General features: G+C 75.6%; 12 protein-coding genes. 6 read left to right on the forward strand and 6 right to left on the reverse strand.

The window, feature by feature from the left end; all coding sequences use genetic code 11:
• Together hemG and hemE are read right to left on the reverse strand one after the other, a co-directional pair.
• A partial coding sequence (gene hemG / locus NH342_RS18795) for a protoporphyrinogen oxidase (RefSeq protein WP_253017164.1) occupies positions 1–709 on the reverse strand: 709 nt, incomplete at its 3' end.
• Complete coding sequence (hemE, locus tag NH342_RS18800) at positions 706–1791, reverse strand: uroporphyrinogen decarboxylase (RefSeq protein WP_253017165.1); 1086 nt, start codon at positions 1789–1791, stop codon at positions 706–708. The genes hemE and hemG, both read right to left, overlap by 4 nt.
• Positions 1792–1953: 162 nt before the next feature.
• On the opposite strand from hemE, the gene NH342_RS23940 reads away from it, so the two are divergent.
• The 6 genes from NH342_RS23940 to NH342_RS18830 all read left to right on the forward strand — a co-directional run bounded on the left by NH342_RS23940 (position 1954) and on the right by NH342_RS18830 (position 8420).
• The gene (locus tag NH342_RS23940; protein WP_253017167.1) at positions 1954–2595 is read left to right on the forward strand and encodes a DUF3000 domain-containing protein; all 642 of its coding nucleotides are present in this window, start codon (positions 1954–1956) and stop codon (positions 2593–2595) included.
• 87 nt (positions 2596–2682) lie between these two features.
• Entirely contained in the window at positions 2683–3384 is a 702-nt protein-coding gene (locus NH342_RS18810; protein ID WP_253017169.1) for a response regulator transcription factor, read from the forward strand.
• Positions 3381–4607: a ribonuclease D gene (locus tag NH342_RS18815; RefSeq protein ID WP_253017171.1), complete on the forward strand. Its 1227-nt coding sequence runs from the start codon at positions 3381–3383 to the stop codon at positions 4605–4607. The genes NH342_RS18810 and NH342_RS18815 overlap by 4 nt, the downstream gene beginning before the upstream one ends.
• 257 nt (positions 4608–4864) lie before the next feature.
• Positions 4865–6067: a thiolase family protein gene (locus NH342_RS18820; protein ID WP_253017173.1), complete on the forward strand. Its 1203-nt coding sequence runs from the start codon at positions 4865–4867 to the stop codon at positions 6065–6067.
• Positions 6064–8079: a 3-hydroxyacyl-CoA dehydrogenase NAD-binding domain-containing protein gene (locus NH342_RS18825; RefSeq protein WP_253017175.1), complete on the forward strand. Its 2016-nt coding sequence runs from the start codon at positions 6064–6066 to the stop codon at positions 8077–8079. The genes NH342_RS18820 and NH342_RS18825 overlap by 4 nt, the downstream gene beginning before the upstream one ends.
• A 65-nt stretch (positions 8080–8144) precedes the next feature.
• A complete protein-coding gene (locus NH342_RS18830; protein WP_253017177.1) occupies positions 8145–8420 on the forward strand; it encodes a hypothetical protein in 276 nt (91 codons plus the stop codon).
• Between the two features lie 82 nt (positions 8421–8502).
• Here the strand turns inward: NH342_RS18830 and NH342_RS18835 are convergent, their stop codons facing one another.
• The 4 genes from NH342_RS18835 to NH342_RS18850 all read right to left on the reverse strand — a co-directional run.
• On the reverse strand, positions 8503–8784 hold the full coding sequence (locus NH342_RS18835) for a thiamine-binding protein (protein ID WP_253017179.1): 282 nt from the start codon (positions 8782–8784) through the stop codon (positions 8503–8505).
• Entirely contained in the window at positions 8771–10687 is a 1917-nt protein-coding gene (gene dxs / locus NH342_RS18840; protein WP_253017181.1) for a 1-deoxy-D-xylulose-5-phosphate synthase, read from the reverse strand. Before dxs ends, NH342_RS18835 begins: the two co-directional genes overlap by 14 nt.
• 26 nt (positions 10688–10713) lie before the next feature.
• Positions 10714–11112, reverse strand: a complete 399-nt coding sequence (locus tag NH342_RS18845) for a hypothetical protein (RefSeq protein WP_253017183.1) — start codon at positions 11110–11112, stop codon at positions 10714–10716.
• Positions 11113–11830 (reverse strand): SGNH/GDSL hydrolase family protein (locus NH342_RS18850; RefSeq protein WP_253017185.1); only part of this gene is annotated, 718 nt, incomplete at its 5' end.

Genomic DNA, 11830 nt, shown 5'->3' on the forward strand with positions numbered 1-11830 from the left:
GCAGCGCCGCGGCCAGCGCGTGCGGCAGGGAGGCGACCCCCTCGGGGAGCGTGACGAACACCGGGCCGTCGGGGGCGCCGGCCGCTGCCTCCCGGCTGCGCGCGCCGGAGTCGCGGGCCGCCCCCGCGGCGGCGAGCACCGAGCTGTGCCGGGGCAGCTGCGCGGCCAGCGCCGGCATGGTGGCCCGCACCGACAGCCGGTCGGCCTGGCCGGCGTAGACCCCGCCCAGCAGCGGCTCCACGAGCCGGTCGACCACCTCGTCGCCCAGCCGCTCCCGCAGCAGGCCCCCGACGGTCCGGTCCTCGCCGAACTCCAGGGGAGGCAGCGCGGCCTCGGCGCGCACCCGGGCCACCCCGGCCGGCGACAGCACGCCGTCCAGCCCGTCGGCGGAGGTGGGCACGCCCAGCAGGGTGGCGGCCGGCAGCCGGTGCCGGCCGTCGGGCAGCTCCACCGACGCCGAGGTGGTGGCGGGGACGACGGTCGCCAGGCCCAGCTCGGCGATCAGCCCGACGGCGTCGGGGACCCGGGCGAGGACGGCCTCGGCGCCGGTGTCGTACCAGGTCCCGGCCAGCCGGACCCGGCCCAGCTTGCCGCCCACCCGGTTCCCGGCCTCGAGCACGACGACCTCGCCGTCCGGGTGCTCGCGGTGCCAGGCCCAGGCCGCCGTCAGCCCGGTGATGCCGGCCCCGACGACGACCAGCCGGCTCATGCGCGCGAGCTCAGCTCGTGCACCAGCTCGACCACGTGGGTGATGGCGCCCGGGTCGGTGTCGGGCAGCACGCCGTGGCCGAGGTTGAACACGTGCCCCCGCGCGGCCCGGCCCTGCTCCACGACCCGGCGCACCTCGGCGTCCAGGGTGGTCCGGCCGGCGAGCAGGACGGCAGGGTCGAGGTTGCCCTGCAGGGAGTAGCCGGGCCCGACCCGGCGCACGGCCTCGTCCAGCGGGACCCGCCAGTCCACACCGACGACGTCGGCGCCGGCGTTCCCGATCAGCGGCAGCAGCTCGCCGGTGCCGACACCGAAGTGGATCCGCGGCACGTCCCGCACCCCGGCGGCCCGGTCGCCCAGTCCGTCGAACGCGGCGCGGGAGTGCGGCAGCACCCGGGCGGCGTAGTCGGCCGCGGAGAGCACCCCGGCCCAGGAGTCGAACAGCTGGACGGCCGAGGCCCCGGCGTCGACCTGGGCGCGCAGGAACACCGACGCCGACACCGCGAGCTTGGCCAGCAGCCGCTGCCAGGCCTCGGGCTCGGCGTACATGAAGGCCTTGGTGCGCGCGTGCTCCTTCGAGGGCCCGCCCTCGATGAGGTAGGTGGCGAGGGTGAAGGGCGCCCCGGCGAACCCGATCAGCGGGGTGGCGCCGAGCTCGGCCACCAGCCGGCCGACGGCCGTGGTCAGGAAGCCCAGCCCCTCGGGCTCCAGGTCGGGCAGCGCGTCGACGTCGGCGACGCTGCGCACCGGCTGGGCCACGACCGGACCCACACCGGGCTTGATCTCGATGTCCACCCCGGCGACCACCAGCGGCAGCACGATGTCGGAGAACAGGATCGCGGCGTCCACCCCGTGCCGGCGGACCGGCTGCAGGGTGATCTCGGTGACCAGGTCGGGGTCCTGGCAGGCCTGCAGCATCGCGGTGCCCGCGCGCAACGCGCGGTACTCCGGCAGCGAGCGCCCGGCCTGCCGCATGAACCACACCGGCGTGCGGTCGACCGGGCGGCCCAGGGCGGCGCGGACGAGGTCGGAGTCGGCCGGGGACGGCGTGCTGGCGGTGCCCGGTCCTGCTGGTGTGCCCACGACCGGCCATCCTCCCAGACCCACGGCGACCCGGCCGCCGGGTCCTGTCCGGCGCCCCGACGACCCGCCGAGCTCGACACGCCGTCTCGCGTGACTCTCCGTGCAGGACCAGTGGGCGCGTCGCGCAGGCGTGCTGTCGGTACAGCGACCTACCCTTCGTGCGTGGACCCACAGCGCAGGGCGGGGCGCGCGCCGGACGGTGACGCCGAGCGCCTCCCGCCGCCGGCCGAGTTCCAGGCCGGCCTCGACGCCCTGGCCACCGTCCGTGCCCGCCGCGAGATCCAGCTCGAGCACATCCCGGCACCCCAGCGGCTGGCCCCCTGGTCGCACGCCATCGGCGCCCGCGTCGCCGAACCCGTCGGCGACGGGTCCGGCGAGGACGACCTGGAGATCGCCAGCGGTCGGTTCATCGTGCTCTTCGACCCCGCCGGCCACGAGGCCTGGGACGGCACCACCCGGTGCGTCGGCTACGTCTCCGCCGTCACCGACGAGACCATGGTCGACGACCAGATGTTCTCCGAGGTCGCCTGGAGCTGGCTGGTGGAGGCGCTGGTCGACCACGGCGCCGACCACCACTCCCTGGGCGGCACGGTCACCCGCACCGCCTCCACCCGCTTCGGCGACATCGCGGGCCCCGAGCACTCGGTGGACGTGGAGATCCGCGCGTCCTGGACCGCCGCGGACACCGACCTCGACCGCCACCTGGGCGCCTGGCTCGAGGTGCTGGGCAACGCCGCCGGCCTCCCCCCACCGGGGGTGCACCTGCTGGGGCAGGGGCGGGCACCGGGCGGCAGCACCTCCTAGAGTGGGCTGGTTGCTCCATCCGGCGCAACGACGATGAGCCGGCTGCGGCGACGCGCGGAGCGGCCGTGACGACGGAGCGACCGACCGGTGACCCTGGGACACACGCGTGCCGACGGCGCGCTGCTGCCACCGGACGCCACCGCGCTCGTCGTCGACCCCGCACCCCTCGTCCGCGAGGCCCTGGCCGCGCGCCTGCGGGCGATGGGCGCCCGTGACGTCGAGGAGGCGGCCGGCCTGGACGAGGCGCGTGTGCGTGCCCACGTGTCCGGCCCGCGCGCCCTGTGCGTGCTCGACGTCGACCTGCCCGACAGCACCGGCCCGGTGCCCGGCCCGCCCGGTCGCGGGCTGGAGCTGATGCCGGTGCTGCGCGCCGACGGGTGGCCGGTCGTGGTGGTGCTGACCGCGGTGACCGACCCGGGCGTCGTCCGGGCGGCGTTCCTGGCCGGGGTGCAGGCCTACCTGCTCAAGACCTCGCCGCTGGCCGTGCTGACCGAGGGCCTGCAGTCCGCGCTGTCCGGCGAGGTCTGGGCCGACCCGGGCATCGCCAGCAGCCTGGCCGTCGGCCTGACCCGCACCCCGGTCGACGACGGCCCGGGGCACCTCTCGGCCCGCGAGGTCGACATCCTCCGGCTCGTCGCCGAGGGGCACACGAACAAGGAGATCGGTGACTTGGTGGACCTGTCCGCCCTCACGGTGAAGAGCCACCTGGCCCGCATCGCGCGCAAGCTCGGCACCGGCGACCGCGCCCACATGGTGGCGCTCGGCATCCGCGGCGGGGTGATCTCGTGACCGAGCAGCCGCCGCCTGCGGAGGATTCCCCCGCCGTGCCCCTGTTGGCCCCCCGCGACGGGCTGCCGCCGGTCATCGAGACCTCCACCGCGCTGGTCGACTACGCCGCGGCGCTGGCGGCCGGCAGCGGCCCGGTCGCGGTCGACGCCGAGCGCGCCTCGGGCTACCGCTACGGCCAGAAGGCCTACCTGGTGCAGCTGCGCCGGGCCGGGTCGGGCACCGGCCTGGTCGACCCGGTGCCGCTGCCCGACCTCTCCCCCGTCCAGGCCGTCGTCGGCGACGTGGAGTGGGTGCTGCACGCCGCCAACCAGGACCTGCCGTGCCTGGCCGAGATCGGCCTGGTGCCCACGAAGCTGTTCGACACGGAGCTCGCCGCCCGGCTGGCCGGCCTGCCGCGGGTCGGGCTGGGCGCGGTCGTGGAGTCCCTGCTCGGCTACACCCTGCAGAAGGGCCACTCGGCCGCGGACTGGTCGACCCGGCCGCTGCCCACCGACTGGCTGGTCTACGCCGCCCTCGACGTCGAGGTGCTCGTCGAGCTGCGCGACGCGCTGGCCGCGATCCTCGAGGAGCAGGGCAAGACCGAGTGGGCGCGGCAGGAGTTCGCGGCCATCCTCGCCGCCGGCCCGCCCGCCCCCCGGGTCGACCCGTGGCGGCGCACCTCCGGGATGCACGCGCTGCGCAACCGGCGTCAGCTGGCCCTGCTGCGGGCACTCTGGGAGGCCCGGGACCTGCTCGCCCGCCGCCGCGACGTCGCCCCCGGCCGCGTGCTGCCGGACTCCGCGATGGTCGCCGCGGTCACCGCCGACCCGGCCACCGTCGAGGCGCTGGCCGACCTGCCGGTGTTCCGCGGCCGGTCGAACCGCAAGATCGCCGGCACCTGGTTCGGTGCGCTGCAGAAGGGCCGCGCCGTCCCCGAGGACCAGCTGCCGCCGCACAGCCTGCCCGGCGACGGACCGCCGCCGGTCAACCGCTGGGCCGACCGGGACCCCGACGCCGACAAGCGCCTCAAGGCCGCCCGCGCGGGGCTGGCGGCACTGGCCGAGCAGTGGTCGGTGCCGGTGGAGAACCTGCTCTCCCCCGACCTGGTCCGCCGGCTCATGTGGTCACCGCCGGCCGAGGTCACCCCGGACTCGGTCAGCGGGTTCCTGCGGGACGGCGGCGCGCGGGAGTGGCAGGTCGACCTCACCCGCGACCTGCTCACCGACGCCGCGTCCCTGGCCTGACCCCCGCCCGGCACCCGCCCCGGGTATCGGAAGCTCGACCCCCGCCGACGGCCCCATCCACCCGGGTGGAGCTTCCGACACCTCCCCTCCCGCCGGCATGGGAGCCCCTGCACCCGGTGATGGGCCCCGTGGGCGGGTGCAGGGGATCCCATGCCCGGGTGCGGTGCGGGTGGGCGATGGCGGAGGCGGGGTTACCGGCGGGTAACTTGTGGCCCGACGCGGCTCCCCGCCGCGTCCCGCTCCCCAACGGAGGTCCCGTGACCCGCTCCCTGCGCGAGGTCGTCTTCGTCGACGGCGTGCGCACCCCGTTCGGCAAGGCCGGCCCCGCGGGCATGTACGCCCAGACCCGCGCCGACGACCTCGTCGTCCGCTGCATCCGCGAGCTCATGCGGCGCAACCCGCAGCTCCCGGCCGACCGGGTGGACGAGGTGGCCATCGCCGCCACCACCCAGATCGGCGACCAGGGCCTGACCATCGGCCGCACCGCCGCGCTGCTGGCCGGCCTGCCGAACAGCGTCCCCGGCTTCGCGATCGACCGGATGTGCGCCGGTGCGATGACCGCGGTGACCACGACGGCGTCGGGCATCGCGTTCGGCGCCTACGACGTCGCCATCGCCGGCGGGGTCGAGCACATGGGCCACCACCCGATGGGCGAGGGCGTCGACCCGAACCCGCGGTTCGTCAGCGAGAAGATCGTCGACTCCTCCGCGCTCGTGATGGGGTCCACCGCGGAGAACCTGCACGACCGCTACCCGCACCTGACCAAGCAGCGGGCCGACGCCTTCGCCGTCGGCAGCCAGGACAAGTACGCCGCCGCGCTGGCCGCGGGCAAGATCGGCCCCGAGCTCGTCCCGGTCGCCACCCGCTCGGCCGAGCAGGGCTGGGGCCTGGCCACCGCCGACGAGCCGCCCCGACCGGGCACCACCGTCGAGGCGCTCGCCGACCTGAAGACCCCGTTCCGGCCGCACGGCCACGTCACCGCCGGCAACGCCGCGGGCCTCAACGACGGCGCCACCGCGTCGCTGCTCGCCGCCGAGGACGTCGCCGTCGAGCTCGGCCTGCCCATCGGCATGCGGCTGGTCGGCTTCGGCTTCGCCGGCGTGGAGCCCGAGGTGATGGGTGTCGGGCCGGTGCCGGCGACCGAGAAGGCGCTGGCCCGCACCGGACTCACCATCGACGACATCGGGCTGTTCGAGCTCAACGAGGCCTTCGCCGTCCAGGTGCTGGCCTTCCTGGACCACTTCGGCATCGCCGACGACGACCCGCGGGTCAACCCGTGGGGCGGGGCCATCGCGGTGGGCCACCCGCTGGCCTCCTCCGGCGTCCGGCTGATGACCCAGCTGTCGCGGCAGTTCGCCGAGCGGCCCGACGTCCGGTACGGGCTGACGGCGATGTGCATCGGCATCGGCATGGGCGGATCGGTCATCTGGGAGAACCCGGCCTGGGAGGGCGAGAAGTGAGCGAGCAGTTCCCCGACGAGGTCGTCACGCAGGCGCTGCTCCGACAGGTCCGCCTGCCCGGGGTCGACAAGCCGCTGGCGCTGATCACCGTGGACAACGGCCACGACCACACCCGGCCCTCCACCTTCGGCCCCGGCGGGCTGGCCTCGCTGGACGCCGCGCTGGACCAGGCGCTGGCCGCCGACGTCGCCGGCATCGCGGTTACCGGCAAGCCGTTCGTGTTCGCGGTCGGCGCCGACCTCTCCGGCGTGCCCCGCATCCGCACCCGCGACGAGGCGCTGGAGATCGCCCGGCAGGGCCACCGCGTGTTCGCCAAGCTGCGCGACGCCGCCGTCCCCACCTTCGCCTTCGTCAACGGCGCGGCGCTGGGCGGCGGGCTGGAGCTCGCCCTGCACGCGCAGTACCGGACCATCTCCGGCGGCGCCTTCGTCGCCTTCCCCGAGGTGTTCCTCGGCCTGGTGCCCGGCTGGGGCGGCACCCAGCTGCTGCCCCGGCTCGTCGGCATCGACGCCGCCGTCACGGTGGTCGTGGAGAACGCGCTGGCGCAGAACCAGATGACGTGCGGCCCGCGGGCAGCGAAGCTGGGCATCGCCGACGCGCTGTTCGAGCCGGCGGACTTCCTGGAGCGGTCACTGGAGTGGGCCGCCGGCGTGCTCACCGGTGCGGTGACCGTCTCCCGTCGCGAGGTCGACCGGGGCGCCTGGGACGACGCGATCGCGCGCGCCCGCCAGGTGGTGGCCGCACGGACCCGCAACGCCTCGCCGGCCGCCGTCCGGGTCGTGGACCTGCTCGAGCTGTCGCGGGACGCGGCGTTCGCCGACGGCACCGCCGCCGAGGACGAGGCGCTGGCCGACCTGATCATGACCCCGGAGCTGCGCAGCTCGCTCTACGCCTTCGACCTCACCCAGAAACGTGCCAAGCGCCCCGCCGGCGCCCCGGACCGGGCCCTGGCCAGGAAGGTCACCAAGGTCGGCGTCGTCGGCGCCGGGCTGATGGCCTCCCAGCTGGCGCTGCTGTTCCTGCGCAAGCTGCAGGTGCCGGTGGTGCTCACCGACGTCGATCAGGCGCGGGTGGACAAGGGCGTGGGCTGGGTACACGCCGAGTTGGAGAAGCTCGCGGCGAAGGGCCGGCTGTCCCCCGACGCGCTCAACCGGCTGACCGGCCTGGTCACCGGGTCGCTGGAGAAGGCCGCCTTCGCCGACGCCGACCTGGTCATCGAGGCGGTCTTCGAGGAGCTGTCGGTCAAGCAGCAGGTCTTCGCCGAGGTCGAGGCGGTCGTGTCGGCCGAGTGCGTGCTGGCCACCAACACCTCGGCGCTGTCGATCACCGACATGGCCGCGGGCCTGCAGCACCCCGAGCGGGTGGTGGGCATGCACTTCTTCAACCCGGTCGCCGTGCTGCCGCTGCTGGAGGTCGTGCGCGCCGCGCAGACCGACGACGCCACGCTGGCGACGGCCTTCGCGGTCGGCAAGCAGCTGAAGAAGTCGTGCGTGCTGGTCGCCGACGCCCCGGCGTTCGTGGTCAACCGGCTGCTCACCCGGTTCCTCGGGGAGGTGACGGCAGCCGTCGACGCCGGCACCCCGGTGGAGGTCGCCGAGCGGGCGCTGGACCCCTTGGGCCTGCCGATGACTCCGTTCGAGCTGCTGTCGCTGGTCGGCCCGCCGGTCGCGCTGCACGTCGCCGAGCGGATGCACGAGGCCTTCCCCGACCGGTTCGCCGTCGGCGACGGCCTGCGCCGGATGGTCGAGCTGGGCAAGCCGAGCGTGTTCAGCGAGCCCGGGGTGGTCGACCCCGACCTGGCCGACGCCTTCGTCGCCGGCGACGGCGGGCCGGACGCCGGGCAGCTGCGGGCGGACGCGGAGCGGGCGCTGGCCGAGGAGATCCGGCTGATGCTGGACGAGGGCGTCGTCCAGGCGGTCGAGGACATCGACCTGGCCATGCTGCTCGGCGCCGGCTGGCCGTTCTGGCTCGGTGGCATCAGCCCCTACCTGAGGCGCGCCGGCGCGCTGTAGAGCAGGGTGCGCCCCGTCGGCATCCCGCTCCCGGAACGCCGACGGGGTGCACCATGCTGGGCGGCGTGCACGTCGAGGTGAATGCGCTGGCCCTGAACGTGACGGTGCCTGCGCACCTGCGGTGGACCGACGTCCGGCGGGGTGAGGAGTTCACCCTGCAGACCCTCACCGTGCGGCTGCTGCCCGACGGCAGCACCGCGGCGAAGGCCTACGGCCGGCCCACGGCCGGCGGACGCGGTGCCTACACCTCGTTCGCGGTGCCCGACCGGCCCGAGCTCACCGAGCTGGTGGCCGCCGCAGCCGCCCGGGCGGCGCAGCTGTGGGCCGCCGCCGGGCGTTGACCTTGCAGTTCGGCAACGCCGCCACGCCGGTGGGCGGCGCGCCTCCGTTGCGGTTCTGCAAGATCAAGAATGGAGAGGGCAGCTAGCGGAAGCCGTCGGTGAGGGAGTCCATCGTGCGGTCGACCTCGGCGACCTTGATGTGGCTGATGCCCGCCCGCGCGCCCGCGGCGAGCATCGCCTCGTGCACCCCGCGCAGGGTGGCCCACACCTGGTCGGCCTCGCCCTCCAGCGTGGTGCCCAGCGCGCCCACCTCGTAGGTCAGCCCCGAGGCCTGGATGACCGCGATGGCGGCCTTCACGTGCGCGTAGGGCTCCTCGGCGGTCCCGGGCGGGCTGGGGGCGACCTGGATCTCAGCGATCAGCATGCTTGTCCTCCGCGGACGACGAGGGTGACGGGTCGGTGATCCGGGCGGCCCACTCGACCACCCGGCGGGCGACGTCCTGCTCGGTGAGGCCGTGCTCGGCGAGCACCTCGGCCCGGCTGCCGTGGTCGAGGAAGACCTGCGGCAGCGCGATGCAGCGCACCGGGACGTCGACCTCGGCGTCCCGCAGCGCGGCGGCGAGGGTCTCCCCCACCCCGCCGGAGCGTCCGCCGTCCTCCAGCGTCACGACCAGCCGGTGGTCGGCGCACATCGCCACCAGCTCGGGGGACGCCGGCAGCACCCACCGCGGGTCGACGACGGTGACCTCGATGCCCTGCTTGCCGGCCCGCTCCGCGGCGGCCAGCCCGGCCGGCACCATCGACCCGCAGGCGACCAGCAGCACCTCGGCCCCGGCCCCCCGGCGCAGCACGTCGACGGGCCCGACCCGCTCCAGCGCCGGCAGCGAGGGCAGCACCGACCCCTTCGGGAAGCGCAGCACGGTCGGCCCGTCGGACACCGCCAGCGCCTCGTCCAGCTCCTCGACCAGCGTGGCCTCGTCGCGGGGCATCGCCATCCGCAGGCCCGGGACGACCGAGCAGATCGAGGTGTCCCACATGCCGTTGTGCGAGGCGCCGTCGGTGCCGGTCACCCCGGCCCGGTCCAGGACGACGGTGACCGGCTGGCGGTGCAGCGCGACGTCCATGAGCAGCTGGTCGAAGGCGCGGTTGAGGAAGGTCGAGTAGACCGCGACGACCGGGTGCAGGCCGGCCATCGCCAGGCCCGCGGCCGAGGTCAGCGCGTGCTGCTCGGCGATGCCGACGTCGAAGGTGCGGTCGGGGAAGCGTGCGGCGAAGGGGGCCAGGCCGGTGGGGTGCAGCATCGCTGCGGTGATGGCCACGACGTCGGGCCGGGCCGCCCCCACCTCGACCAGCGCCTCGGAGAACGCCGTCGTCCAGTCGCGGCCCGCGGTGGCCGCGCTGACCCCGCTGTCGGGGTCGAACGCGCCGGTGGCGTGCCAGGCGTCGACCTCGTCCCGCTCGGCCGGCGCGTAGCCGAAGCCCTTCACGGTCAGCGCGTGCACGATGACCGGCCCGCCGAAGGCCCGGGCCCGGCGCAGCGCGGACTCCAGCTGCGCGACGTCGTGGCCGTCGACCGGGCCCACGTACTTCATGCCCAGGTCCTCGAACATGCCCTGCGGGGCCAGGACGTCCTTGAGCCCCTTCTTGATGCCGTGCAGCGCGTCGTACAGCGCGCTGCCGACCACGGGGGTGCGGGTCAGCGAGGCCCGGACGGCGTCCAGGGCCTGCTCGTAGCCCGGCCGCAGCCGCAGGCCCGCCAGCGCGTCGGCGACGCCGCCGATGGTCGGCGAGTAGGAGCGGCCGTTGTCGTTGACCACGATGACCACCGGCCGGTCCTGCGCGGCGGCGATGTTGTTCAGCGCCTCCCAGGCCATGCCGCCGGTCAGCGCGCCGTCGCCGATCACCGCCACGACCGGCCGGGTGTCGCCCCGGACGGCGAAGCCCTTGGCCAGCCCGTCGGTGTAGGACAGCGACGTCGAGGCATGGCTGTTCTCCACCCAGTCGTGCTCGCTCTCGGCGCGGGCCGGGTAACCCGACAACCCGCCGCGCTGGCGCAGCCCGGCGAACCCCTCGAGCCGGCCGGTGAGCAGCTTGTGCACGTAGGACTGGTGGCCGGTGTCGAAGACCACCGGCTCGTGCGGGGAGTCGAACACCCGGTGGATGGCGATGGTCAGCTCGACCGCGCCCAGGTTGGGGCCCAGGTGGCCGCCGGTGCGGGCGACGCCGGTGACCAGCGCGTCGCGGATCTCGGCCGCCAGCACGGGCAGCTGCTCGGGGGCCAGCGCCCGCAGGTCGGCCGGGCCGGTCAGGTCGCGGAGCAGGGACACCACCCGAGGGTAGCCGCGGCCGTGGATCACAGCTTCGGGTTCCACCGCTCCCCGCGCAGCGCCGCCCCCACCAGGGCCACCCCCTTCGCGGCGGCGGCCAGCCGGGTGCCCTCGCGCTCGTAGGCGGTCATCGCCGCCTCCATCGCCTCCGGCGGCAGCTCGCCGGCCAGCTCGACCCGCACCGTCCGCCAGCCGGCCCGGGCGGCCTCCAGCCCGGCGGTGACGTGGTCGCCGGCGAAGCGGGCCAGCAGCACCGGGTAGCGCCGCAGCACCTCGTGGCTGCGATACTCCGGCGGGACGAGGTCGTACAGCCAGGCCACGGCGGTGCGCTCCCAGTCCGGGACGCCGGGCGGTCGCACCTGCTCGGGCCAGCCGGGCGGCGCCGTGCCGTCCCGCCCGGTGGCGGGGCGGTCGGGCGGGGGCACTCAGCCAGTGTGCCCCGCGGCGTCGACCGACGACGGGTGCAGCAGGGCCTCGTGCAGCACCGCACCGATGTGCGCCGCGGCCTGCTCGGTGGGGTGCACGCCGTCCGGGCTGGTGCCCGGCCGGTAGCCGCCGTCGGCGTCCCGGCACCCGGTCATCGGGTCCACGTACTCCCAGCCGTGCTGGCGGGCGAGCTCGACGAGCCGGGCGTCCAGCGCCAGGGTCTCCTCGCCCCGCCCGTCCTCCGGCGCCACGGCCGAGAGCACCACCCGGGGCGCGTGCACCAGGGCCGCGACCTGCACCAGGTCGTCGAGCACGTCCTCGGTGGGGATGCCCCAGTCGATGTCGTTGTTGCCGCCCATGAGCACCAGGACGTCGGGGTGCGGGTGGCCCACCCCGACGTTCTGCACCCCCTCCAGCATGTCGTCGGTGGTGGCACCGGCGTGCGCCCAGCCGCCGAGCACCGCGACGCCGTCGCCGGTGGCCCACCACGCCCACGACGCGCGGCCGATCCGGCCGGCGTCGAAGTCGGGGCTGTCCATCTCGGTGATGGAGTCCCCGACCGCGACCACCGCCAGCGGCGGGTCGGCCGAGGCCTGCGACACCCTCGCCGCGGTCGGGGGCGCGACCTGCGCGGTGCACCCGGCGACGGCGACCAGCACCACCCCGGCCAGGACGGCCCGCCGCATCACCGCTGACCCGACCCGACCAGCTCCCGGG

This window comes from Klenkia sp. PcliD-1-E, assembly GCF_024124375.1.
Classification (GTDB): Bacteria; Actinomycetota; Actinomycetes; order Mycobacteriales; family Geodermatophilaceae; genus Klenkia.

Bases quoted from the DNA above. Each gene is read 5' to 3' on its own strand.
- NH342_RS18835 (WP_253017179.1), bottom strand. From the start codon at position 8,784: ATGCTGATCGCTGAGATCCAGGTCGCCCCCAGCCCGCCCGGGACCGCC.